Origin of the sequence: Pseudomonas proteolytica, from assembly GCF_007858275.1 — a bacterium.
Classification (GTDB): domain Bacteria; phylum Pseudomonadota; class Gammaproteobacteria; order Pseudomonadales; family Pseudomonadaceae; genus Aquipseudomonas; species Aquipseudomonas proteolytica.
Map to the genome: position 1 here is coordinate 86771 of NZ_VFEV01000017.1, position 24984 is coordinate 111754.

General features: G+C 58.0%; 20 protein-coding genes and 6 pseudogenes. 16 read left to right on the forward strand and 10 right to left on the reverse strand.

Annotated features, from left to right (window positions below; genetic code table 11):
- Positions 1–6 precede the first annotated feature (6 nt).
- A complete protein-coding gene (locus tag FIV38_RS14265) occupies positions 7–1524 on the forward strand; it encodes a conjugal transfer protein TraG N-terminal domain-containing protein (protein WP_092234876.1) in 1518 nt (505 codons plus the stop codon).
- Between the two features lie 17 nt (positions 1525–1541).
- On the opposite strand, the gene FIV38_RS14270 is transcribed toward FIV38_RS14265, so the two are convergent.
- From FIV38_RS14270 to FIV38_RS14280, 3 genes are read right to left on the reverse strand one after another with little or no spacing between them, the layout of a single operon-like run.
- Positions 1542–1907, reverse strand: coding sequence for a DUF3742 family protein (locus FIV38_RS14270; RefSeq protein ID WP_461511523.1), 366 nt, complete (start codon positions 1905–1907; stop codon positions 1542–1544).
- A gap of 23 nt (positions 1908–1930) precedes the next feature.
- Positions 1931–2389 (reverse strand): type II toxin-antitoxin system YhaV family toxin, encoded by a 459-nt coding sequence (locus FIV38_RS14275; RefSeq protein ID WP_092234871.1) that lies wholly within the window; start codon positions 2387–2389, stop codon positions 1931–1933.
- Positions 2389–2709 (reverse strand): type II toxin-antitoxin system PrlF family antitoxin, encoded by a 321-nt coding sequence (locus tag FIV38_RS14280; protein ID WP_092234868.1) that lies wholly within the window; start codon positions 2707–2709, stop codon positions 2389–2391. The genes FIV38_RS14275 and FIV38_RS14280 overlap by 1 nt, the downstream gene beginning before the upstream one ends.
- Before the next feature lie 292 nt (positions 2710–3001).
- Between FIV38_RS14280 and mobH the strand changes: the two genes are divergently transcribed.
- The gene (gene mobH / locus FIV38_RS14285; RefSeq protein ID WP_092234865.1) at positions 3002–4858 is read left to right on the forward strand and encodes a MobH family relaxase; all 1857 of its coding nucleotides are present in this window, start codon (positions 3002–3004) and stop codon (positions 4856–4858) included.
- Between the two features lie 139 nt (positions 4859–4997).
- On the opposite strand, the pseudogene FIV38_RS14290 reads toward mobH, so the two are convergent.
- Positions 4998–5240 (reverse strand): annotated as a pseudogene (locus tag FIV38_RS14290) (FAD-dependent oxidoreductase); the annotation flags it as partial.
- 359 nt (positions 5241–5599) lie between these two features.
- Here FIV38_RS14290 and FIV38_RS14300 point away from each other — a divergent pair.
- The 7 genes from FIV38_RS14300 (at position 5600) to FIV38_RS14330 (ending at position 15628) form a co-directional block, all read left to right on the forward strand.
- Positions 5600–6364: an HpcH/HpaI aldolase family protein gene (locus tag FIV38_RS14300; RefSeq protein ID WP_167362630.1), complete on the forward strand. Its 765-nt coding sequence runs from the start codon at positions 5600–5602 to the stop codon at positions 6362–6364.
- Positions 6365–6385: 21 nt separating this feature from the next.
- Positions 6386–8494 carry a TonB-dependent receptor family protein gene (locus FIV38_RS14305; protein WP_092234862.1) on the forward strand — a complete coding sequence of 703 codons (2109 nt, stop codon included), beginning with the start codon at positions 6386–6388 and terminating at the stop codon, positions 8492–8494.
- A gap of 76 nt (positions 8495–8570) precedes the next feature.
- On the forward strand, positions 8571–9770 hold the full coding sequence (locus tag FIV38_RS14310) for an ATP-grasp domain-containing protein (protein WP_092234859.1): 1200 nt from the start codon (positions 8571–8573) through the stop codon (positions 9768–9770).
- A complete protein-coding gene (locus FIV38_RS14315) occupies positions 9767–11548 on the forward strand; it encodes an IucA/IucC family protein (RefSeq protein ID WP_092234856.1) in 1782 nt (593 codons plus the stop codon). Before FIV38_RS14310 ends, FIV38_RS14315 begins: the two co-directional genes overlap by 4 nt.
- A complete protein-coding gene (locus FIV38_RS14320) occupies positions 11533–12675 on the forward strand; it encodes an MFS transporter (RefSeq protein WP_092234853.1) in 1143 nt (380 codons plus the stop codon). Before FIV38_RS14315 ends, FIV38_RS14320 begins: the two co-directional genes overlap by 16 nt.
- Positions 12672–14447, forward strand: a complete 1776-nt coding sequence (locus FIV38_RS14325) for an IucA/IucC family protein (protein ID WP_092234850.1) — start codon at positions 12672–12674, stop codon at positions 14445–14447. Before FIV38_RS14320 ends, FIV38_RS14325 begins: the two co-directional genes overlap by 4 nt.
- Positions 14444–15628, forward strand: a complete 1185-nt coding sequence (locus FIV38_RS14330; protein WP_092234847.1) for a type III PLP-dependent enzyme — start codon at positions 14444–14446, stop codon at positions 15626–15628. The genes FIV38_RS14325 and FIV38_RS14330 overlap by 4 nt, the downstream gene beginning before the upstream one ends.
- A 422-nt stretch (positions 15629–16050) precedes the next feature.
- On the opposite strand, the gene FIV38_RS14335 is transcribed toward FIV38_RS14330, so the two are convergent.
- Positions 16051–16464: a hypothetical protein gene (locus tag FIV38_RS14335; protein WP_092234844.1), complete on the reverse strand. Its 414-nt coding sequence runs from the start codon at positions 16462–16464 to the stop codon at positions 16051–16053.
- Between the two features lie 235 nt (positions 16465–16699).
- Here FIV38_RS14335 and FIV38_RS14340 point away from each other — a divergent pair.
- Positions 16700–16903 (forward strand): annotated as a pseudogene (locus tag FIV38_RS14340) (transposase); the annotation flags it as partial.
- Here the strand turns inward: FIV38_RS14340 and FIV38_RS14345 are convergent.
- Both FIV38_RS14345 and FIV38_RS14350 read right to left on the reverse strand, forming a co-directional pair.
- A pseudogene (locus FIV38_RS14345) lies at positions 16904–17293 on the reverse strand (ATP-binding protein); the annotation flags it as partial.
- Positions 17286–17675, reverse strand: a pseudogene (locus FIV38_RS14350) (IS21 family transposase); the annotation flags it as partial. The pseudogenes FIV38_RS14350 and FIV38_RS14345, both read right to left, overlap by 8 nt.
- A 123-nt stretch (positions 17676–17798) precedes the next feature.
- Here FIV38_RS14350 and FIV38_RS14355 point away from each other — a divergent pair.
- Positions 17799–18026, forward strand: a complete 228-nt coding sequence (locus tag FIV38_RS14355) for a hypothetical protein (RefSeq protein ID WP_139273562.1) — start codon at positions 17799–17801, stop codon at positions 18024–18026.
- Between the two features lie 16 nt (positions 18027–18042).
- Here FIV38_RS14355 and FIV38_RS14360 read toward each other — a convergent pair whose 3' ends face one another.
- Together FIV38_RS14360 and FIV38_RS14365 are read right to left on the reverse strand one after the other, a co-directional pair.
- Positions 18043–19416 carry a heavy metal sensor histidine kinase gene (locus tag FIV38_RS14360; protein ID WP_092234838.1) on the reverse strand — a complete coding sequence of 458 codons (1374 nt, stop codon included), beginning with the start codon at positions 19414–19416 and terminating at the stop codon, positions 18043–18045.
- Entirely contained in the window at positions 19413–20096 is a 684-nt protein-coding gene (locus FIV38_RS14365) for a heavy metal response regulator transcription factor (RefSeq protein WP_092237359.1), read from the reverse strand. Before FIV38_RS14365 ends, FIV38_RS14360 begins: the two co-directional genes overlap by 4 nt.
- A gap of 207 nt (positions 20097–20303) precedes the next feature.
- On the opposite strand from FIV38_RS14365, the gene FIV38_RS14370 reads away from it, so the two are divergent.
- The 5 genes and pseudogenes from FIV38_RS14370 (at position 20304) to FIV38_RS14390 (ending at position 23432) form a co-directional block, all read left to right on the forward strand.
- Positions 20304–20663, forward strand: coding sequence for a co-regulatory protein PtrA N-terminal domain-containing protein (locus FIV38_RS14370; RefSeq protein ID WP_092234836.1), 360 nt, complete (start codon positions 20304–20306; stop codon positions 20661–20663).
- A 161-nt stretch (positions 20664–20824) separates the two neighbouring features.
- The gene (locus FIV38_RS14375) at positions 20825–21385 is read left to right on the forward strand and encodes a cupredoxin domain-containing protein (protein WP_092234833.1); all 561 of its coding nucleotides are present in this window, start codon (positions 20825–20827) and stop codon (positions 21383–21385) included.
- Between the two features lie 48 nt (positions 21386–21433).
- Positions 21434–22144, forward strand: a pseudogene (locus FIV38_RS14380) (copper resistance protein B); the annotation flags it as partial.
- A 9-nt stretch (positions 22145–22153) separates the two neighbouring features.
- Positions 22154–22987, forward strand: coding sequence for a c-type cytochrome (locus FIV38_RS14385; protein ID WP_092234830.1), 834 nt, complete (start codon positions 22154–22156; stop codon positions 22985–22987).
- Entirely contained in the window at positions 22977–23432 is a 456-nt protein-coding gene (locus tag FIV38_RS14390) for a DUF411 domain-containing protein (RefSeq protein ID WP_092234828.1), read from the forward strand. Before FIV38_RS14385 ends, FIV38_RS14390 begins: the two co-directional genes overlap by 11 nt.
- Positions 23433–23748: 316 nt before the next feature.
- Here FIV38_RS14390 and FIV38_RS31095 read toward each other — a convergent pair.
- Positions 23749–24875: pseudogene (locus FIV38_RS31095) on the reverse strand (OprD family outer membrane porin).
- Positions 24876–24984: the final 109 nt, after the last annotated feature.

Genomic DNA, 24984 nt, shown 5'->3' on the forward strand with positions numbered 1-24984 from the left:
TGGAACATGACGCTTTTCACTACCGACTACTTGGAGTATTACCTGACGCTGGTTGCCTGGATCGTCCACAACGGCATCTTGTCGGTGCTGGTCTCCAGCGGCGTGTTCGCCATTCCCTTTATAGCCATTATTATCCAGGAATGGCTCAAAGCACGTACTGAAGGGGCCGACGAAGGCAACAAGGGCGTATTGTCCTCGATGCGCATCGAGAACCGCATCTGGGTGGCCATCGTCGTGCTGATGTTCGCCGGTATCCCGTTTATCGATATCGACCTCGGCACGATCAAGTACGACCAGGCGCGATCGGCACAGTGCCAGGTAAATGTTCCACAACCTATGGATACCGGCTGGTCGCAGTCATTCAGCACGCTCAACAACCAGAGCGCCAAGGTGCCGGTGTGGTGGGCCTTCATGCATACGCTCTCCCGCGCGGTGACAGGGGCCTCGGTGGCGGCGATCCCGTGCGGAACAGATCTGCGGCAAATGAGGATGGACATCAACACTACGCGCATTGACGACCCCCTCCTCGCACAGGACGTGGCGGACTTCACCCACGACTGCTATGGACCCGCCAGGGCGAAATTGTTCATGAGTCGACCGGAACTGGATGAAGCACAGATGCATGACGTGACCTGGATCGGCTCCAGTTACTTTGTCAACACCAACGGTTTCTACGACACATACCATGCCAAGACACCCCGTGATGGCTGGCCCTACGATAGCAACCGAGACGCCGGACTCGCACAGGTGCCGAGCGGCGCGGGTTATCCAACATGTCATCAGTGGTGGAGCGATGGCAGTAACGGGTTGCGCACACGGCTATTGGCCCAAGTCGACCCCAGCCTGCTCAACCGAATGGCCGGATGGGCCGGATTCTTGAGTCGTGCCGAAGTGGATAACTCGGTGATCCGTGCGATCGCCTCCCCGCGCCAACAGAAGCTCAATCAGGGAACGGTTTACACCGACTATGGTGGCCAGATCGACAAGACCCTGCCGAACATTGTTACCCGCACGACTGGCGACGTAGGTCTTGCGGTGGGAGCCATTCCTGCATTTCCGGCGATGGACGTGGTGCGTCAAGCGCTGCCGATGGTACTCGCGCTGCTGAAGATGGCCCTGGTGATCTGCATCCCGCTGGTGCTGTTGATGGGCACCTACGACCTGAAGACCGTGGTCGCCATCAGCGTGGTCCAGTTTGCGCTGTTCTTCGTCGACTTCTGGTTCCAGCTCGCTCGCTGGATCGACAGCACCATCCTCGACGCGCTCTACGGCTCGGGCTGGGGTTGGAATCGGCCCGTCACTAATTTCGATCCAGTGATGGGGTTGAACAACGCCTTTGGCGATCTGTTGCTGAACTTCGTCATGGGGACGATGTTCATTGTGTTGCCCGGATTCTGGGTAGGAGCATTAAGCTGGGCTGGTGTACGCGCTGGAAATCTTGTCCAGATGATGACGATGGGAACGGATGGGGCAAAATCCGCTGGTTCCAAGGGACCCGGGACGATTTCGAGACCCCTGAAATAAAAAGCGAGTCCGGCGTATCAATCGTCCTCATTAGGATCGCCAATATCGATGCGAACGTCGCCACGATACAAACCGAATCCGCTAGCACCTGTGCGCCACTCGGTCTCCTGCTCAACATCCCAATCGATATTGCGAGCCACCCCAGCTGCGGCCACGCCGAACACCAGCAGCAGAGCCAGCCAGAAAGCGGTGTAGAGCAGCACAGCCAGTACCGCGAGCTTGACACCCCAGATCAATACAGCCGCCGCTGGCGCAGGCACGCCCTGCGCAACCAGCCAGCCCGATACACGCCGTTCTCCGCGTACATAAGCGCACCATCCGCGGCCGAACCAGCGGCCGAAGCGTTCTGCATTGCTGATGCGAGTCCTCGTGCTCATAGTCATCACCTGCTACGCGCCTTGAACAATTACTCCAGTTTGCTCCAATCCTGCCGGCAGGCTGTCACCAATGCGCCCCAGTCGTCTGGCGGATTTCCACGGCCCAGCATCTTCTCAAACACCGCATACGGATCGGACTTGCTCCCCGAGGATCGCAGCATTTGCTCATCGTTGACCCAAGCATAGACAATCACTTTGGCCCTCGAGTCGTAACGGAAAAACAGCCGAAATCGTCTCCCAATCTTGGCCCGTCGCCAGTGGCGGTATTCCGGCCCCAGTGTGTTGCCTTGACGGTACTCATCGCACGCCGGCTCACCGGGAACGACTTCAAGCATCAGTTGGCTCAGAGCTCGGAACAGCTTGAAGTTGGCATTGGATGCAAATCCTATCGGGTCATTCTGCTCCGCGCGCTGCGCGGCGGCATACAGCTTCTGCAACTGCTCGATCACACAGTCATGGAAGAGTAGCGTCCATCCATGTCGCTGCATCAGAGCGCCACTTCGCCGTCAATATCGTTAGTCAAATTCACGTCATGCCCAGCCTGCTTCAGCATGGCGTGAGCCAGTTCATCCGGCAATCCGCGAACATGCTGGCCAGCCTCGATATCGCGGGCCAGCAGACTCAGAAACGCGCCGATGACCGGATCTTCGTGCTCGGCATTCGCACGGGTGACGACAATCTGCCCATCCTCGCCCAGGTCGAACGCTACCTTGCCGCCGGTATCGACGCCCAACGCCTGACGGATCGGCTTGGGCAGCGTGATCTGGCCCTTCGATGTGAGCGTGGCTAGTTCATGAATGGCTGCCATGGCGTGGCGTGCTCCTCAGATGACAGTTTTTCCAACGGTAAGGAATATTCCTTTCCTCGTCAAGACAGATTGGCGAGATCTTCAGACCCCGGTAGGCGGATCGCGCTTACCTCAAAAAAAGGACTGACCCCGTGCCGGATAGCTTGTAGAGCGACTCCCCGAGCCGAGCTACATGTAAAGGCTTCGATAAAGGTCAAAGGGCTGGGAAGGGTCAATGGAATGGGGGCAAGGGGAAAGGCTCTACCCGTAAAAGGAAAAGGCTCTCCCGTCCACCGCAACTTCAGGTGACATCATGTTCGCGCTGTTCCAACGAAAACGCTCGGCGTCGGCACCGATGGCGCCCACGGAAGCGGCTGTAAAAGGTAAGGGGCTGACGCGGCCTGAGTCGGCCGCATCGTTGCTGGCCACCCCACGCCGGCAGAAGCTGCTGGAACACATCTGGCAACGTACTTCGCTCTCACGCAAGCAGTTCAGGTCCCTGTATCTCGCACCACTTGAACGCTACGCCGAGTTGGTCCAGCAATTCCCCGCCTCGGAAAGCCATCACCACGCCTATCCAGGCGGCATGCTCGATCACGGGCTGGAAATCGTCGCCTACGCGCTCAAGCTGCGGCAATCGCACCTTCTTCCAGCAGGCACAACACCAGAGGACCAAGTAGCACAAGCCGAAGCCTGGACAGCCGCCATTGCCTACGCAGCGCTCCTGCACGATATTGGCAAGATCGCAATCGACCTTCATGTGGAATATGCCGACGGCAACACATGGCACCCCTGGCACGGACCGTTGTTGCATCCGTACCGCTTCCGCTATCGCAAGGAGCGTGAGTACCGGCTGCACAGTGCTGCGACCGGACTACTCTACAACCGCCTGCTTGATGGTCACATCCTGGACTGGCTCAGCGACTATCCCGCTCTGTGGTCGTCGTTACTGTATGTGCTGGCAGGCCAATATGAACATGCCGGCGTGCTCGGTGAGCTCGTAACCCAGGCTGACCGAGCCTCTGTCGCTCAGGAGTTGGGGAGCGATCCGGCCAGGGTGATGGCGGCACCGAAACATGCACTGCAACGCAAACTGCTTGAAGGCCTGCGGTTCCTGCTCAAGGAGGAGCTGAGGTTGAACCAGCCACAGGCCTCGGACGGCTGGCTGACACAGGACGCCTTATGGCTCGTCAGCAAGACAGTCTCAGACAAGCTGCGCGCGCACCTGCTTTCGCAGGGCATCGAAGGGATCCCGTCGAGTAACACCGCAGTATTCAACGTTCTGCAAGATCACGGCATGCTTCAGCCAACAGTTGATGACAAGGCCATCTGGAAGGCAGTCATCACGAGTGAGGGTGGTTGGTCGCATACATTCACCTTGCTGCGGCTGGCCCCTGCCCTGATCTGGGAAAGCGCAGAGCGGCCCCCGCCGTTTAGCGGCACCGTGAAGGTGGTACAGAAAGAAGCTGTTTCAGCAACGGCCGGCCGCAGCACATCGCCCAGTGGCGAAGCCGCTGCGATGACGGTGAACGGAAGGCCTTCATCCGCACCAGTGATACCAGCCGCAACCGCGGCCTCTGCGGATGGACTGGATGACCTACTGGAGTTGTTCACCTCGCCGGATAACGCCCACATTCGACCTTCACCACCGGGCAACAACGAACCCAAACAAGCGCTAGTTCAACAAGAATCCGATGCGCCTGCTACGTCACCGGCATCTGCCTCACAGGAACGAGGCTCACGACCACCGCCGTCAGGCGAGCATTTCATGGTCTGGCTGCGTCAGCACATTGATAGCCGCAAACTGATCATCAATGACGCGAAGGCTCTGGTGCATACCGTGGCCGATACCGTGTACCTGGTGAGTCCTGGGCTGTTTCAACGTTACGCACAGGAACACCCACAGTCAGCCGTCTTCGCCAAAGAAGATAAGGTGACAGACTGGCAGTGGGTGCAAAAGCGCTTCGAGAAGCTGGACTTGCACCGAAAGCAGGAGAACGGCCTGAACATCTGGACCTGTGAAGTCACCGGACCGCGCAAATCACGCAGGCTGCATGGCTATTTGCTGAATGACCCTCTTCGGTTGTTCAATGACGTTCCTATGAATAACCCCTACCTCACAGTATTGCCGACGATAAATTCTGCAGCGCAGCAAATGGGATCAATATAAAAGGTTGGTGTTGCAGCCGATGCACTTTTGACCCAGGTACCGGAATTTAATTGACCCTGTTTCGAACGCCGAACACGTTGTTGCATTTCGCTTTTCAGACTGCTGGACTGGGGTCAGCATAGCGTCGGCACCCGGGTCAATAGTGCGGCGGCGGCAACAGCTTGACTTCAGCTGGAAAGGGCATCCCAGGTAACGATGTGTAAGCAGCAGGGGAAAAAAGTCTCAGGCTGTCGTAGTAATTGCGCCAGTTTCCACCTGGCTGGCTCTCGGCATCCAGGATTAGAAACCTGAGGTTCTGCTGCCGCAGATGCCAACCGCACGCGAGCCCAGCTTGGCCCGCACCAATAACGATGACATCCGTGGGCTCATTAATTATGTTCATGTATGCGCACTCATGCATATATTGAAATGATAAAAAAACTACTCAGATACACCGGGGCAGCAAAACGGAGCCAGACTCTTCATGTGCTGAAGCATGGCTTCGAGCCGTGTCACCACTGCCGGTCCATCCACCTCGTAGAACATCTGCCTGCTACAAAACTCAGAAATCGCCCCAGCCCCCTCATATGCCATCGGGTGAGTCGTGGCGGGAATCCGGGGCGAATCAGTGAACAGCATTACACCAAGAACGGGATTTTTATGAGGACCATCACGAATATCACGAATCGGCGACTAAAAATGTTTACTTATGATTGTGAATGATTATTATTAACGCGCATCCACCCTGAAGGATATGCGTCAATGATACGAACCTCTCCGGTGTTTTCCCGGTTACAAGCAGGGAACAACGTCTACGGCTTGCTCAATTCTCTACCTTCACCGATGCTCTGCGAAATGCTCGCGTTTGCGGGCTACGATTTCGTTATTCTCGATCTTGAGCACTTACTGCGCTCCGAAGAAGACATCATGCATTGTGTCCGCGCATGTGAGGCCGCTGGCATTTCGCCTTGGCTGCGCATACCTCAAGTGGACGAAAAACTGATCGGTCGGGCACTGGATGCCGGCATCGAAGCCATTGTCCTTTCACGCACCGAAAGTGCTGCGCAAGTTCAGCGCGCCATTGAAGCGGCGTTCTTTCCCCCCTTAGGGAAACGCGGAATAACCGGCGGACGCATTACCGGTTTCGGTCGCCTGCCATTACCCGAATACATCGATCTGGCCAATCGTCAGACCCCTATTATTCCCATGATCGAAAGCCGCGCCGGGGTCGACGCTCTCGGCGAGATTCTGCAACTGCCGGGCGTCGGCATGATTCTGGAAGGCGCACTGGATCTGTCGCTCGATCTCGGTCTAGGCCCCGACCCGCTCAATTCCCAAGTCTGGCAAACGCTGCAATACATGGCTGATGCCTGCCTCAGCGCCGCAATACCATTCTGCGCTAACCCCCGCACTGCTGAACAGAACACGCTGTGGCGCGCTCGCGGGGTCCAAAGCTTTCTGGGCGGTGAAGACCGGGGCTTGCTGCATAACGCATTGAAAGCCCGCCTGCATTCTCTCCAACAGTAAAAATGAGCCAACGTAGTCCACATGAAAACAACAACAAACTCCCTACATTTTTCACTCAGTCTTATCACTTTGGGCATCTGTCACGGTGCCATGGCCGCCGATCAACCCGTCGATTTGTCCACCAGACCTGCCAGTAACATGGAACTGGCACCCATGATGATTCAGGGTGACGTTCTCGGGACGGCCAGCGATCAGGAGGTGCGTACCTATGCCGGCAGTCGCAGCGTTGTCGACTCCAGCGAACTGAAAAAAGCCAGCGTCCGCGGTGTGGACGACGCGCTGCAACGGGTACCGGGCATCAAGATCTTTGACGAAACCGGCACCGGCGCCTTGCCACAGATATCGGTACGCGGGCTGTACGAGAGTCGTAGCGGCCGGATTCAAGCGTTGTCGGATGGCATTCCACTAGCACTGGCGCCGTACGGCCAGACGGGTCTTTCGCTGTTTCCAGTGACCATGGCCACTGTAGACCGTATTGATGTCGTGCGTGGGGGCGCAGCGGTGCAATACGGTCCGAACAACGTTGGCGGGGTGATCAACTTCATCAGCAAGCCGATTCCGCGCGAGTGGGAAACCACTCTGCAGGAGAAGTTGACGTTCAACGCTGGCGGGCGCCAGTTGTGGGACAACTATGTGGGCACCGGCGGCTACCTGACCGACAACTTCGGCCTGCAACTGGACCTCAATACCCTGGGTGGCGAATACGGGCGCGAGCACTCCGACACCGATGTGCAGAACTACCGTCTGCGCGGCCTGTGGAACATCGACGACGATCGCGATCTGAGCTTCGGTATCCAGCACTACAAGGCCGATATGGACCTGGCCGGAGCACTCAGCGTGCGGGATTACAAGGATGATCCACGGCAATCGACGCGTCCGCTGGACCGCTTCGAGGGCGACACCAATCGCGTGTGGGGCACCTACACCCAGCGCCTGGGCGCCATGGGGCCGTTCGACTCAGTAGAATATAGCTGGACCAACTTCGCCCACGACAGCTACCGCAACTTCGTGCTCGGCCTGCCGTTCACTCCGGACGGTACGGCGGTGACCAAACAGGACGGCCCACGCGACTTTAAAGTCTGGGGCACGGAGCCGCGCATCAGTGCCACCATCGATGGTGACACGGTTGGCCAGACCTGGTTGCTGGGCGCCCGTTATGTCAGCGAAGACATCGACTACAAGGTCAACCGCCAGCGCGTCGCTACCGGCGTGACGACGCCGTTCCGGGACTGGAAGTTCGATGACGACGCCCGCGCGTTCTACCTCAGCAACGCCATCAGTCTGCTCGATCATCGCCTGACCATCACCCCCGGCGTGCGCTACGAAAACGCCCGCATGGATTACGCAGACGGCATCACCGGGTTCTCGCGCGAGAACAAATCCGAAGAATGGCTGCCGGGCCTAACGGTGGGTTACCAGGCGACCGACGCCTGGTTTGTCTACGCCAACGCCCAAAAGTCCCTGCGTCCACCGCAAGTCACGCAGATCGTCAAGGAAGGCGATGTCGGCGCCGAATTGGCGTGGAACTACGAGACCGGCGTGCGCTATACGCCGTGGGACGGCCTGCGCGTCGACTTAAATCTGTACCGCATCGATTTCGACGATCAGATCATCTACAACGCCAGAACCGACCGTTTCGACAACCTTGGCAGCACGCGTCATCAGGGTTTCGAGAGCGAAATTTTCTGGACGCCGCAAGCCATGCCTGATCTGGACCTGCACGCCAGCTATGCCTACCTCGACGCCAAGCAACGCAACGGCACATTCAAAGACAACGAGGTGCCGTACGCTTCGCGCAATCAGTTCACGATAGACGGCCGTTACCGTTTTGCCGAGCACTGGACCTACAACCTCGACGGTCTGTACATCAGCAGCGCTTACACCGATGCCGCTAACTCAAGCGATGAAAATGCCACTGCCAGCGTGGGCAAACTGCCTGCTTACTGGGTCTGGAACACCGCCATTGAGCGTGAGTTCGAGCTGGCAGACAAAAGCGTCCTGACCGCGTCCGCGGGCATCAGCAACCTGTTCAACCGCGAGTACTACTTCCGCGGTATCGACACCAGCCCGTGGGGTCGTCAACCCGCGCCAGAGCGCTCGCTCACCCTAGGCGTCAACTACCGCTTCTAAAACCGCGCACTTGCGCACTTGTAAACCAGTTGCCCGATCCTCCGGGACGGGCAACTGCTGCCCTCAGGAAACTGCCATGCAACGTCCATTCGTCATCCTTGCCCACGTCGCCCACCCTGCCATTCTCGAGGGCTTCTTGCCTGCCGCCCATACACGCGGGTTGCCGATCGTGGTCATCACCGACCACGCTCAGGAGCACCGGCGCCTGCTCGCCACCTCGCACATTTCGCCGCTAGAGCTGCATGTTATCGAATGTGATGTGTTCAATCCGCTAGCAGTCATAGAGGCACTCAACAGTCAGGACTTGCAGCCCATCGCCGTATTTTCCAACAGCGATCACCTGCAGACCGCGACAGCGATGGTGGCCGAGGCATTCGAATGCCCAGGCAAGGACTGGCGGCTGTGCTATGCGGCGAAGAACAAGGCGGCCATGCGCGAGCGCATGCAACGTCTAGGTCTGCCTGGCCCATGGTTCCAGGTGCTCACATCGAATGCCACATTACCGACCGCTGCGCCGTGGCCGGTGGTCGCCAAGCCTCGTGAAGGCGTCGCCAGCCTGGACGTCAGACTGTGTCAAAACGCCGCCGAGCTCAGCGCTTACTGCGAGCAGTTCTGGCAGCAGCAACCGGACCGGGCGCTGTTGCTGGAGGCGTACATGGAAGGTCCGTTGTTCACCCTCGAAACCCTGGGCGACGGGCGCAATCTGCAAGCCATCGGTGGCTTCGATGTCACCCTTTCACCACCGCCGCATTTTGTAGAACTCGCCGCGCGCTGGAATGGACAACTCAGCCGCGCTCATCGTGCCGCCGCGATGGCTCAAGTAGCAGCGTTCGGAGTCAATTTCGGTGTCTGCCACAGCGAATTCATTCTGACCGCTCAAGGCCCGGTGCTGGTTGAGATCAACTATCGCAGCATCGGCGATGGTCGCGAGTTCCTGCTTGATCGGCTGCTGCCACAGGGTTGGTTCGACCGCATCGTCGCTTTGCATTTGGGAGACAACCTGATCGACGCGCAACCGGCGCAAGCCGAAGCAACCGTTCATTACCTTGTTGCCGATCGCGCGGGGCGTCTGGATCAGGCCAGCGCCAGCTTCAACGTCGAACGTGAAGGCCATTGGTGCGATTACCGTGCACTGCACAATACCGGCGACACCGTGACCATCAGCCATTCCAACAAGGACTACGTCGGCGTACTGAGACTGATCGCGCCGGATGACGTGAGCCTCGAAGCGCAACTGAATTCGACCCTGAACGACCTGAAGTGGGTGGTGGCATGAGCCTGCATCCGGAGGACGCGGATCAGGCGCTCATTAGTCGACGCATCATCGATTGCTGCCTGCGCGAGGACATCCGTGGGATCGTCAGCAAAGGACAGATTTGTCGGCTGCCGGAAGAACTGAGTCAACACTTGCAGCATCAGCCCGACGCAAGCTGGCTGCGAATCGCCCATCTGGGCGCCGACGAACTATGGCTGCCGGTGGTCAAGGCGTATCCGTTGCAGGACTGGATCGGTACAGGCGACGCCTGGATCAAAGTGTCGCCGCAAAGCCACGGCGAGGTTCAACACGGCTACGGGCTCTGGCTGGGCCATCTGAGCCACGGTCTGGACGAAGAAAGTCTGACGCTGTTCGCGGCGTACCTGAAAGAAGCAGATTGCGCGACCGAACACCGGACCCTGTGCAATCAGGCGTATCGCCAGCATGGCCCTGCGCTGAGCGACGTGACTGCCCTGAAAGACTGGTCGCAGAGGCTGCTGAAGATCGATCAACTGGCGAGCTACCTGGATCACCCGTTTTATCCAACGGCGCGGGCCAAAAGCGGCTTCGATGCCGCCGCGCTCAAAGGCTACGCGCCGGAGTTTGCGCCGCGCTTCGAACTCAACTGGCTGGCGATTCCCAACAACGCCCTGACCCTGACCAGCCCACAGCCGCTGCACTGGCCGGACTTCGAGGACGTCGGCTTGTCACCGACCTTGCAAAACAGCCATTCATTACTGCCAGTACACCCGCTGACATGGGGCGAACTGGAGCAATACGGCCTGCCTGAAGGCACGCTCAAGGCTCCACGTTCGGCCATGCAGGTCGAACCTACGCTGTCCGTGCGCACGGTGGTCTGCATCAATCAACCTCAGTGGCACATCAAACTACCGTTGTTAGTCAGCACGCTCGGTACGCGCAATTTGCGCCTGATCAAGCCCAGCACCCTATACGACGGTCACTGGTTCCAGACCACCCTGCAGGCCTTGACCGAGCGCGATCCGGCACTGGCGTCACGTTATCTGCACGTTGACGAAAAACACGGTGGTCATGCCGCCGAAAGTCGTCACCTAGCCTATATCGTGCGCCGTTACCCGACGGGTCTTGAGAACACCACACTCGTACCTGTCGCCGCGTTGGCCAGCCCGCTTGCCGATGGACGCCTTTTCCTCGAACAGTTGGCCGAGCGCTTCTACGCAGGTTCGTTGCAACACTGGCTGGACGATTATCTCGATCTGCTGCTGCAGGTCCATCTGCGGCTGTGGCTGCATTACGGCATCGCGCTGGAGACCAACCAGCAGAACGCCGTCTTGATGTTCGAACAAGGTCAGCCATTGCGCCTGCTGATGAAGGACAACGACGCCGCTCGCCTGTGGCCTCAGCGCTTCACCCATGCGTGCCCGGATCTCGCTGATCTGCCGGCAGTCTTGCAGGACGAGCGCATTCGCGTCGACAGCAGCCAACCATTGGCCGAGATGTTCTGCACCATCACCTTGCAGCTGAATATTGTTGCGATCCTGGAAGCGATAGCGACCGCAGGCCTGGCCTCTCGATCCGGTCTGTACGGCACGCTGCGTCAGCGTCTCATGACCTGTCTGCAACATCTCGAAGCAGAAGGCATCGACTGTGACGACGCGCGTCGATGGCTGCTCGACAGCCCGAAACTGCCGGTGAAATACCTGCTCAGCGCCGGCAGCCTGTTCAGCAAGGCGCATTCCGGTGCCAGTGACATCAACAAGTTCTATGGCTACAGCGCGGCGAACTTCCTGCTGGAGGATGCTCCATGCAACGGCGTCTGATCACCAGCGTTCTGCTGGGGCATTACCTGTCGGCCTTCACGGCACTGGGTATTCCGTTGTACTTGCCGCGCATCCTCGCCGACCTCGCACCTGACACACCAGGCTGGGCCATCGGTGTGCTGTTCGTACTGCCGACACTCTGCACCGCACTGGCGGCGCCGATCTGGGGACGATGGGCCGATCGCAACGGTTGTCGCTTGTCGTTGCTGCGTGCACATACCGGACTGTTCGCGGGCTTCCTGCTGGCAGGCTTCAGCCCTAATCTGACGGTGTTCGTCCTGGCGTTGATCATCCAGGGCACCTTCGGCGGCGCAATGGCGGCGTCCAACGCCTACCTGTCGACCCAGTTCAAGGGCGGCGATTTGTCCCGCGCCCTGAACTGGACACAGTATTCGGCGCGCCTGGCGATGATCAGCGGCCCGATCCTGTTGGGGCTGCTGACCGCGCAAGGCATGGGATTGAGCCTGTATCGCTATCTGACCTGGTTACCGCTGCTGGCCTTCGTACTCATCCTGCCGCTGCCCAAGGACGCCCCCAAGCATGTCTTGGACAGCAAAAAAGCAGAGGCATTGGGCGACTTGCCGGAAGACATGCCGCGGCTAATGGCGGTGCAGTTTCTGTTCAGCTTCGCGATGGTCGTCACCTTTCCTTACTTCATGCCCTTCGGCGAGCAACTGGGAATTGGCAGCGATGCCATGATCGGCGTGCTCTACAGCCTGCCGCATCTGGTTTACCTGCTGGCCCTGCCCTGGGTTCAGAAGCATCAGGGCAACCTGCTATTGCCGGGGCTGGCACTGCTGGCAATCAGCAACGCGTTGCAATTCTGGAGCGTGCAGGCCGAACCCCTGTTCATTCTGCGTCTGCTCAGCGGAGCCGGCATGTTGCTCAGTTTTGTCGGGCTGCACCGCTGCCTGAGCCAACGCAGCCGAAAAGGCAGCGCCGGTCGCCTGTTCGGCTGGTTCGACTCCAGTGGCAAATGGGCCGGTACCGCTGCTGGTGTCGCAGCCGCTCTGGTCAGTCAGACCTTCGGCATTGCGTCCCCCTTTCTCGTTGCGTGCCTGGCGGCCATGGCGGCCATGGTACTCGCGCACCCTCTATTGATGACCTCCCGGGAGATTCCGGCATGACGCTCGCTATCAATACCGTATCGTTGAACACCGTATCCCAGCATGACCATGCCCTCGATGGCGAAGCCCAACGGCATGGCATCGAGTGCCTGCTCAATTGCTATTTGCGCGAATACGCATTGCCCCGCAACGAAGTGAACCTGAACGATCAAGCCCAGGATCTGCCGATGAGCCTGCGCCAGGCCAATGGCCGTTGCATCAGCATTCACCTGCCCAGTGGCCGCATGGTCGTACGCATCGACCGCGCCAGTCTTCTGGGCCGCTGCCACTACATCAGCGCCCCCTACTTCAAAGGCAATAACCAGAGCTGGCGACCGTTGAACGCCCACGAACTGGCGCGCCTGCTCTGTACCCCGCTGAGTGGAGCCGACCGCGTCGGCGAGATGCTGCAACAGATCGGCAACAGCCTGCAGATCACCCGCACCTTTCTGCGGCATTCACTCCCGGCCAACCAAGCAGCCGACAGCCTGCTGACGTCCGAGCAACATCAACTGTGGGGCCATGCCCTGCATCCGACACCGAAAAGTCGCGAGGGCATCTCCCATGACGATTTGCTGGCCTGCTCGCCGGAAGTTGGGGCGCGCTTTCAGTTGCACTGGTTCAAGGTTGATCCGACGCTGATTCGTCATCAGGGTGAAGATCCACGCAGTACTCTGCGCCAACTGTCGGGGCGCGACGACGCCTATCCGTGCCACCCCTGGGAGGTCGCCCGCGTGCTTGCCGACCCGCTGGTGCGGCGGGCGCAGCAACAGGGTTTGATCACCTACCTCGGCCCCCTGGGTCAGGCCATGTACCCGACGTCGTCGGTGCGCACGCTCTACCATCCGCAGATGGCCTACTTCATGAAGTTCTCGATGCACGTGCGCCTGACCAACTGCGTGCGCAAGAACGCTTGGTATGAACTCGACAGCGCCGTCGCCCTCACTCGCCTGCTCGGCCCCATCATGAGCGAGTTGGCGACGCAACAACCGGGCTTCATGTTGATGCCCGAACCCTGCGCCACCAGCCTGGACCTCAGCGCCCTGGGTACGCTGGAGGAGGCCCGCGAAGTCACCGAATGCTTCGGCATCGTTTACCGGGAAAACCTTCCCGTCGTCGACCGCGAGCGGTACCAGCCACAAGTGGCAATGGCACTGTTCACCTGGGATAAACAGGGTCGCAGTGTCTGCCGCCAACAGGTACAGCGCTACGCCGACAACACGGGCCTGACCATTGAGCAAGCCACGCTGAACTGGCTGGATGCCTATGCCAGTCAGATGCTCGGCGGTGTGCTGTATTGCCTGTTCCGTCAGGGCGTGGCGCTGGAGCCGCATTTGCAGAACACGGTCATTGGCTTCGCGGAAAACGGACTGCCTAGCCAGGTCTGGATTCGCGATCTGGAAGGCACCAAGCTGGTCCCTGAAATCTGGCCCGCTGAACGCCTGAGTGCGCTGGATGAACGTACCCGCAGCTCGGTGTACTACAGCGCGCAAAAGGCCTGGCAACGAGTGGGCTACTGCGCACTGGTGAACAATCTCGGCGAAGCTATCTTCCATCTGGCCAACGGCAGCGGCGCGCTGGAACAACAATTGTGGGACCGAATCGGCGACCTGCTGCACGCGCAATCCACGCGTCTGGGCCATCCGACAGAACTGCGTGAGTTGTGCGCCGGCGCGCCCTTCCCAAGCAAGGAAAACTTCATGACGCGCCTGATGATGCGCGCCGACCGCGAGGCCGGTTACACCTTACTGCCCAGCCCGCTGGCGATGAATGAAAAGAGGAAACACGCATGAGCCTTCCTGCCTCCGTCACCCAACGCATCGAGCAGCTCAAGACTGAACACGACGCGCCATTGTGCGCCTACGTCTACGACCTGCCTGCCCTTGAACGGCACGTAAAGGCAATGCGTCAGGTACTGCCCGAAAACTGCGAATTGTTCTACGCCGCCAAGGCCAACCCGGAAGCCCTGGTGCTGAAAACCCTGGCGCCGTGGGTGGACGGTTTCGAGGCTGCCTCCGGCGGCGAGCTGACGTGGCTGCATGAACAGTGCCCCGACCAGCCGCTGATCTTTGGTGGCCCCGGCAAACTCGATCGCGAACTGGATATCGCCCTGCAGTACCGGATTTCGGCGTTTCACGTGGAGAGCGTGACCGAACTGCGAAGTCTGGCGCGCATCGCCCGCGAACGCGGTGTGCGGGCTCCGGTGATGCTGCGGCTGAATCTGAAGCTGGCCCAGACACCGCAGAGCCGATTGGTCATGGGTGGCAAACCCACGCCGTTCGGTCTGGATGAAGAAGGTCTGGCAAGCGCCCTGCAATTGCTGCGCGAAGAACCGTCTCTGGAGCTCAAGGGGCTGCACTTTCATCTGCTGTCGCACCAGTTGGATGTCGATGCGCACCTTGAATTGATTCGCAGCTACTTCCTGACCTTCCGCCAGCTGTGCGCCGACCACGACCTGCAACTGCCGCTACTGAATGTCGGCGGAGGGATGGGCATCAACTATCAGGACGCGGCCAAGTCATTCGACTGGCCACGGTTTTGTCAGGGCCTGCAGGGGTTGATCAATGAGTACGACATGGGCGCGACCCGCATACGTTTCGAGATCGGCCGCTTCATCAGCGCTGCCTGTGGTTACTACGTCATGCAGGTGCTGGACATCAAAAGCAGTCACGGCGAGTTTTTTGCCATCGGACGTGGCGGTACCCATCACTTTCGCACGCCTGCGGCTCAAGGCCACGACCATCCGTTCACGGTACTGCGAGGCTCGCAGCCGGCACAAATCAGCGATCAGTCCGTGACGCTGGTGGGCCAGTTGTGTACGCCAAAGGACGTCCTTGCCAGACAACAACCAGTGGCGCAGCTAGCGATTGGTGACCTGCTGGTATTCACTCTCGCGGGCGCTTATGCCTGGAACATCTCGCACCAGAACTTCCTGATGCACGAACCACCGTTGAAGGTTTTTATCGAGGGCTGATTCCACGCATATCTGTGGTTGCTTGTCAGATGTGTCCTTCAAACTCTTCGGACAGCTTTCATCCTGTGCAACCGAATTTTCAACGGATGGGAAGTGGGTGGTGCTAACGCCTTTCGAAGTCCCATATTGAGGCTTCGGCACTTGCCGATGGGGTTTCCGTCCGCCAGCGGACAACATGCCGAGATGACAATCCGGGTCATATGATGAGTGGGTCAGAGCAGTTTTGACACTCCCTGTGAACAATAGGGATAAACTCGCGATCTTGCAGTTCAAGCGCAGGGTGCAAAATGCGCGGCCTTTCGAGTAATCGGTCAGAAGCGTCATAGATGCCGTGTTCCGCCGCATTTCAGTAGCCATATAGGGCTCCATCGATTTCGGGGGGTGCACCTGCGATGTTCACGACATTACTTTTCGTACACCGCCTAGGGCGTCTGCTTTCGATTGATGACGGGCAGAGGCCGGGATAGAAATTGCTCATCTAAGCCCCCGCTGTAAGCGTTATAGGCCCATCGCACAAATTGTTCGAGTAGTCGATCATTCTCCATTTTCAGGCGCCCATTTTCACCTTCCAAACGTGCAATGCGGTCGTTTGCCACTTGCACTTCGGAGCTGACGACTTTTCTCGTCCCAACCGAAGTTGACAGTATTTGCTTACGCAACATGAACGCGCGCTTTATCCATTCATGCTTATGCAACGCTTGACGCGTGTAGGTCCTCCGCAAACGACGTGCGACGCTTATGATCAGCAGGTCCCAAGTCAATTTCCCAGACCAGCCGTCAAGGATGGAGACGATCTGCTCAACAGCATCGGGGGTTAGATTTCTCGAACGAGTCATTACAAGTCCTCAGCCACTATGCGTGGCACATTTGGGCCCACTATGCTCTGTCCCGCCTCCTCGTGCTCGCCCAGTATTCGCTGATGGGCCAATATCTGTTCTAGCTTTGACGCCGGTACGATTCCACAGGGCTGGATAATCGCATTCGCTGCAACGGAGGAGTCCCCCCGGTGTCAGGATAGTTGTCGCCTCTCCGAATTTTCCGAAGCACATCGGGGGCGGAAAGAGACTGGTCGTGCCGTACTATTCACCTGAACGCAGAGCCGCATTACTCAAGATGCTGCTTCCCCCGCTGAACCTGTCGATGGCCGAGGTTTCCCGGCGCGAAGGGGTCAGCGAAATGTCTTTGTCCAACTGGCGCAAGCAGCTCAGTTCTGAAGGAAGTGCAGTGTCCGAAAACAAGCAATCGACTCAGAACTGGTCAGCCGAAACCAAGTTTGAAGCGCACGCGTTTGTTATGGGTTGTGATTCCGGACACGGCCAGGGCGCTGGCCAAATGTGTTTTGCCGGTTCCGGGCCCGCCGATGAACACGACATTCTGCGCGGTCTCTGTGAACTCCAAGCTGGACAGATCTTTGACCAGACGGGCATCTGCGCTGGAAGCGCTGAAATCGAAGCCTGCCAAGTCACGATGCATGGGCAGTTTGGCCATGTTCATCTGGTGGTTAACCGAGCGTACGGCGCGATCTGCTTGTTCTTGTTGGAGCAGATGTTCGAGCAGCCATTTCGACGACGCCGTCGAGGCTTCGCCTTGGGACGCCAGTTCTTCCCAGGCGCTGGCCATGCCATGCAGACGCAGTTCTTTGAGTTCCGCCATAAGATCACGCATTGCGAGTCTCCTCATCGGTGGCACGGAGCCGGTCGTAGCGTGCCGTATTGGCAACAGGCGCTGCCTTGAGTTGTAGGTTGGTTTCTACGGAAGGAGGTGGTGCAGTGGAGGTCAGTCGGGCTAGAACATTCAGGATGTGATCGGCGCTCAGGCTTCCCGACTCAAGCACCAATTCCACCGCCACCAGCACTGGGTCGAGACCAGCGATGGGCACAGCAGCCACTACCTGCGTCATGATTCGATCACCGTTGGTGTGACGTCTCAGGCCCTGCTTGAGAAGCCGCAACGGCTTGGGCAGATCGACAAACGGCGCGCCATTGCGCAGCGCACCGGGCTTGCGTTCGATGAGTGGGATGTAATGCTGCCAGTCAAAACTGACCTGATGGGTCAGTTTTCGGTCAGCGGCAACACACCTACAGAACACGCTGCTCACGACCCAGGAAGCGCTCACTCAAATCCGCAGCGCGCATGGCAGGTGGTACTTCAACTCACCGAGGTGAAACAAATGCATCAGACACTGGAGCAGCGTCATGGGCATGGCGCGCAGGCTTTGGCTGAGACGCAGACGAACCTGGCCGTAAGCGAGCGGGAGCGTGCCCTGCTGGCGGAACGCTTAACCCGAGTTGAAACCCAACTGACCGAGTTGACCACAGACAAGCAGCTCCTTCTGCAAGATAACGCGGTGCTTTCCAGTCAACTTTCGGAGTCAAGGGCCAAGTGTGACCAGCCTTGACTATCTCCCGTGCCCCTCATAACGCCGGGAACTCCAGGTGGAAGGCGGTCCAGCCGTTGGCAGAGGTACACCAGATCTTGCCTTGATGAGCCTCAGCGATGGAGCGGGTAATAGCCAGGCCAAGCCCCGCATTGCTCGGATTGCCTTCGCGACGGGCGGGATCGGCGCGATAAAAACGGTCGAAGAGTTTACCCAGGTGCTCAGGCTTGATGGCCTCGCCAGGGTTCTCAACAGTTAGGGTGACGGCGTTACCAGTCTGACGGATCGTTACTGAGATCGTCTTCCCTTCGGGGGTATAACGCAGTGCATTGGACAGCAGATTTGAGATCGCACGATCCAGCATCAACTTGTCACCCAGGACATTGCCTGAACCGGATACGGTCAGGTGGATGCCGCACTCGTCCGCCAGCAGATGGTAGTACTCGAACAGTTTGGCGACCACCTCGCTGAGCTCGATACGCGTCAGCTCCGGAATGATCAAGCCGTTGTCCGATTTAGCCAGGAACAGCATTTCGTCGATTATCCGCGACATGCGCTTCAGGTCTTCCAGGTTCGAGTAGAGGTTCTCTTCATAGGCGTCGACATCGCGTTTCTTGGTAAGCACCACCTCTGTGTGTGTCATGAGGTTGCTCACCGGAGTACGCAGTTCATGGGCGATATCGGCAGAGAAATTCGAAAGCCGAACAAACGCATCATCTAGCCTGGCAAGCATCGCATTGAACGAGGTGACCAACTGCTGCAGCTCAAGGGGGACTGGCTCCAGTGGGATACGCTCTTTCAGTGACCTTGCGGACATCGACGTAGCCACCTGGGTCACTTGTCGTAAAGGTCTCAGCCCACTGCGAGCGACAACCCATCCTAACGCGGCACTTATCAGGGCGCTGATGATCAGCCCGATCCAGAACCATCGCAGCAGCGTCTCAAAGAAGTGCATGTGATTGGTGACGTCGAGGATCAGCAAGGCTGTGAGGGGCTCGGGTTGATAAGGGCCAGACACTTGCGCTGTTATCCCGCGGTACATGTGCCCGCCTTCTTGCCATTCCCACATGCCGTGGTCAGTGTGGAGTCGATATTTCTCGGGGACATTGAAAGGCCTCGGCTCGGCAAAAAGAACTGTGCCATCATTTGCGAGGATGATCGCCGCCAGGTCTTCATGCGCCCCCAGCAGGGCATTAAGCTGAGGCTGCACCTCAATGAAGCCTGCGCGACCACGTGCGCTGCTCAAAATTTTCTGAGTCGATTCGAGCTTTTCAATCAGCGTTTGCCGATCAAGCATTCTGAAGTGATGCCGACTGAGTTCATTGAAGCTCAGTCCTGCTACGGTGAGGACGGCGATCACCGCAAGCATGAACATCAAGCTCATGCGCGCTGTCAGTGACAGATGGTTCATTCCGACTCCGGGGCATCAAGCATATAGCCCATACCTCGGGCGGTATGGATCAATTTCATGTCGAAATCATCGTCAATTTTCGCTCGCAAACGCCGAACTGCAACTTCGATCACATTGGTATCGCTATCGAAATTCATGTCCCAGACCTGGGAAGCAATCAAAGACTTCGGAAGCACTTCGCCGCGCCGGCGCAGCAGTAGTTCGAGTAACGAGAACTCCTTTGCCGTCAGGTCAATCCGCTTTCCACTGCGTATGGCACGACGTTTCAACAAGTCAACTTCAAGATCTGCTATTTTCATGGTGGTCTGCGTGGGCGAGCTATTGCCCCGGCGGAGCAGCGTCCTGACCCGGGCTAACAATTCGGAAAAAGCGAATGGCTTGACCAGATAGTCGTCGGCACCCAGCTCCAATCCTTTCACGCGATCTTCGACGCCGTCACGTGCCGTCAGAAACAGCACTGGGACATCCTTCCCCGCTGCTCGCACCATCCGCAGTACTTCCCAGCCGTCCAGGCCCGGCATCATCACGTCCAGAATCAACAGGTCATACGCTTCGCTCAGTGCATGCTGAAGTGCATCCGTTCCCGTCATGACGCGGTCGACGTTGAACCCAGCCTCAGTGAGGCCCTGCTGCAGGTAAGTGCCTATTTTTGGCTCATCTTCAGCTACCAGAAGTTTCATGTGGGCGGTTTCCAAATTTAGAGTGACCTGAGTGTGCAGCCAAATGCCCCCCCCAACCTGAAGCTTACGAAAATGTAATCCTAGCTTCATGCCTCTGTCAGGGAGCTTTGTCTAGGGTGCATGCATGAGCACTAGGTTGTGCTCTCGGCCCTCGTATGAACAACAACCAGAGGGGCCGGCCACAGCTTCTTGTGAGGAGACTGTCCTATGAAACTGCTTAAATCTTTATTTCTGATTGTTTCGCTCCTGCTGTCTTCAGCTGTCTGGGCTGAAGGAGGGAGTGATCGCGCCCTAGAGCGCATCGAGAAAATGCGGGAGAAGGCCGAAGCCGTATTGATCCAGGCGGAGAAGGCTCCTCCTGGCCAGCGCCATGTGCACATGAAGGAGCACATGAAGATGCTCGAAGAGATGATGAGCCAGCTTCACAAAGAACACCCAGCTCCCGGTATATCTACGGAACAGCATCTCGCTTGGATGGAAAAGCACGACAAATTGGTGGATGACGCCCTCGGGCAGATGATGCGGGAGCACAAGCTAATGATGGCTGACAAAGAGTGCCATCGATAAGAATCCCCCTTCAAGGCCTTCCGTGATTGCTCCTTTGGCCTAGCGGCGCCACAACGGCGCCGCGTTTTTTCAAGCTGACTAATTTGTAGTTTTGGGGTAAGCCCCCCGGCAGGAACCGGGGAATAGCATAGGATTTCCAACCACCTCAGTGAGGTTTCATCATGAAACGTTCACGTCTCCAACTGTTGATCACCGCACTTCTCTTCGGAGCGACAACTCCAGCCTTTGCGCAAACTCCTGGCAGTGAAACCAGCATTGGCCGACAGGCCCAAGCAACCCCTGCTACGCGTACCGTTTTCGTCAAGATGGATGACATTAGCTTCGGCCAGAAGTCGATCGATGTGAAGCCTGGCGAGACCGTCCGCTTCGTATTAAAGAACGAAGGGGCGCTGATGCACGAATTCAACATCGGCAAGGCCGAATCGCAGCTGAAACATCAACGCGAGATGGCGGCTCTATTCAAAGACGGCACGCTGACGCCGACGGGCAAGGCGAAGTCGATCGTCTGGCGGGAGCACTTCACTGCCCCTAGCGATTCCGATCCTCCGGGATATCCGGAGGTCATTGAGGCAAAACATGACGATCCTAACGCCATCCTCGTTGAGCCTGGGACGACGAAGGAATTCGTCTGGACATTCGCCGATGCGTCCAACCTGAACTTTGCCTGCACCCTTCCGGGACATTATCAGGCAGGGATGGTGGGAACGTTCGTAATGCGTTGAATCGACGACCAGATGCCCCGGCGTTGTGTGCCGGGCTGCACCTGATCTAGCCGCAGCCCAATCCCGGTTCTAACGGACGCAGATCGTGAAGCCGCGTTTCCGCCCTTGCCGGGCCACAAGGTGCACGACAGTGCCATCAACAACTTTTTCCTGCTCGACCAGCTCGAATACCAGGATGCCGATGAAGGCAGCACACTAGCCTGGGATGCGATCGGTTGGATCGGCGGAGACATCAATCGTCTCTGGCTTCGCTCCGAGGGCGAACGCACCAATGGCGTCACCGAAGATGCTGAGCTGGAGGCCTTGTACGGGCACTCGATCGGTCCTTGGTGGGATGTCGTCGCGGGTGTCCGCCAGGACTTCAAACCGGAGTCGCCGCAGACTTGGGCCGCCTTCGGCATTCAGGGCTTGGCCCTCTACAACTTCGAAGCTGAAGCAACCGCTTTCATCGGCGAAAACGGCCAGACCGCCGCTCGATTAGAAGGCGAATACGACATTCTGCTCACCAATCGCCTGATCTTGCAGCCGACAGCCGAAGTGAATTTCTACGGCAAAAACGATCCTCAGCGTGGGATTGGCTCTGGTTTGGCCAATACCGAAGTGGGCTTGCGACTGCGCTACGAGATTGTTCGTGAATTTGCTCCCTATATCGGAGTCACCTGGAGTCGCTCCTATGGCAACACCGCCGATTTTGCCGGCGACGAAGGGGAAGATACCAACGAGGCTCGATTTGTAGCCGGTATTCGCATGTGGTTCTAAGGGGCGGACATGAAAAGAACAATTAAGACCTTAGTGGCGGCGGGCGTCGTCGGAAGCACTGCGGTTGTTGCCGGTGCCTATTTTGGCCTGGTCAATGTTGGTGCCGATGATCCCCACTTCCCAGCTGTGTATGCATTCCTGTCGATGGCCCGTGATCGTTCTATTGAGGTGCGCTCCCAGGACATTCAGGTTCCCAACCTCAATGGCGAGGCCATGATCCGTGCCGGGGCAGGCAACTACAACTCCATGTGTATTGGCTGCCACTTGGCCCCAGGTGTCGCCCAGACCGAACTAAGCCAAGCTCTCTATCCAGCTCCGCCGAACCTGGCCAAGGTCGGTGTCGATGCTAATCCGGCTGCAACCTTCTGGGTGATCAAGCATGGCATCAAAGCCACGGGCATGCCTGCTTGGGGCAAGAGCATGGGCGATCAGTACATCTGGGGCATGGTGGCATTCTTAAACGAACTGCCAAAACTTAATGCTGAACAGTATCGAGCCCTGGTTGCATCAAGCGGCGGTCACGAGCATGGGGGCGGCGAAACCCAGATGCACAACCATGAGGGGCAGCATGAAAGCGCCAGCGTCGATCACCATGCTTCGGACAGTTCAGCAGTAAATGCCAATGCCGACCATCACGGCGATGCTGCAGGCGGTGCGGATCATCACTCCTCGAATACCGCTGAGCCTGCAAACGGTGCAGATCACCATGCTGCAGATAGCTCAAAGGCGAAAAGCGGTGCCGGTCATCATGACACCGGGCATGCCCATGAGGAAAAGGCCCCGGTAGCTGCCCCCAAAACTCACACCCCTGCCGATGGCAAAGAGCACGTACATGAAAGTTAAAAGCAAAGGGGCGCGCCTGGCGGTGCTGGCCGCCTTGTTCGTAGCGTCGACCGCTCAAGCAGCGGATGCCCTGACAATCGATGTGCACCGTGATGCCAACTGCGGATGCTGCAAAAAATGGATCTCGCACCTCGAAGCGAACGGCTTCCAGGTTATCGATCATGTTGAGCACGACATGACCTCGGTTAAGCAGCGACTGGGCGTTGCTCCGCGGCTGGCTTCATGCCATACCGCAGTGATCGATGGTAAGTTCGTAGAGGGCCACGTGCCTGCTGCCCAGGTCATCGAGCTTTCCAAGCGAAATGATCTGGTCGGCATAGCCGTTCCTGGAATGCCGGCGGGCTCGCCTGGAATGGAGGCAGGTGGCACCCAGCACGCCTATCAAGTGACCGGATTGACCAAGGCCGGTACCGACCAAGTCATTGCCGACTACCCCACCAAGTAGCATCTCTGCTAGATGCCGAGCGCTCGACTTTCCCTCTCAAGGTCGGGCGCTCGGAATCCTGGCAACGCGCTCCGTAAACACCCATTTTCTCCAAAAGAAGCCAGCTGCCTGCCGAGGCTGATGGCCGCTTTATGGACAATTATGTTCGCGTTTATAATTTATGCTGCCAAGCATAATTGTCTATAAACCTAAGCATCCTCTTTCCTCTTCAGGCCCTGGATGGTTAGAAATAGGCTGTTGTAGAGCCGGATGGCTCATCGTCTTCCTTGGTACGAAAAAAAGGCGAGCGCCGGTGGAGGCCGCTCGCCGACGTAGCTTAAAGCACTGCGAGCGGGTGTTCGACGATGAGGCGAACCTCATCCAGATCCGACTCGAAATCGGTTGCGCCGATAGTCGCTTGGCGCATGCGGAAGGACACGTCCTTCAGTGTTCCTGCTTGAACAACCTAATTGGCTTCGATGTCGCTCTCCCAACGCTTTTGATTGGTCAGCGGATTGCCGTCCTCGTCGCGACGCATGTAAACCTCGTTGGCGTTGGTGTAGTCCGTATCCTGCCCGTCCAGGTCGTAGCGCACCTGCCAGGACTTCTCCTTGGGCGAGTTGAAGTCGATGTACTGGATGGAGTTATCCAGGTAGATCGAGTGGACAGGCGCAGGTAGTCGAAGTCGTCACTCCCGTTGTTGCGCTGAATGCCGACCATCACGGTATGAGCACCGAACTGTACCCCGACCTTACCGCTCCAGATGTTGTTATCGAAGCTACCCAACTGTTGTTTCCCTTCATCGACGGCGTTGTAGTAGTTGAGTCCACCGATCAGGGCGACATCATCTGAGAGCAGCTAGCTCAACGTGGTGCCGGCGTAGTACTGATTCCAGGCACCTTGAGTCGGCTTGTATAGAGACTGATGCCGACGTTGTCGTTGACCGTATAGTCGCCGCCAAAATAAGCGATCCAGGGGGAGTCGACGGTGCCTGCGTAGAACGTAGTGAGGCCATCGCGCATGCTGCTGAAATTGGGCTCGCTCATTGAATGGAGGCGGCCACCCTGAAGGGCCAAGCCATCGATACTGGTGTTGGCCATAGTGATACCGCAAAAGCTTTCAGGCAGGAGCCGCCACTACCGGATTGCCCGTCGCCAGAGTCGAGTTCAGGCCCAGCATCGCAAAGGCGTCGCCCCCAAAGCCCACAGCGCCCACAGCGCCCTCGGTGAAGATAGACACAAATCCTCCTATGATCCCATGAGGCCATTCTTCCGAGTAGCCGTTGCCTGTGCGGCTCGCCTGCCCTTTGCGGAAATCGCGATTGAAGTAGATATTGCGGTTCAAAATGGTGAGGCCGCAGCCCTCGACGAAACCTTTTGGTTTCTCTTCAGTAGCCATTGTGACCTGTCCGGCACTGACGCTGAGAGCAATCAGTGATAGACCCAACAGGGCTTCACTACTCATGTAGCGCTCCTATGTTTTCTGGCAGTGTGATCTCTGTCAAGTTTCTTGTAGTAATTGCCATAGTGCGCAGGGCATCGTCCGTGTGCTCACACCATATTCACACACGCCA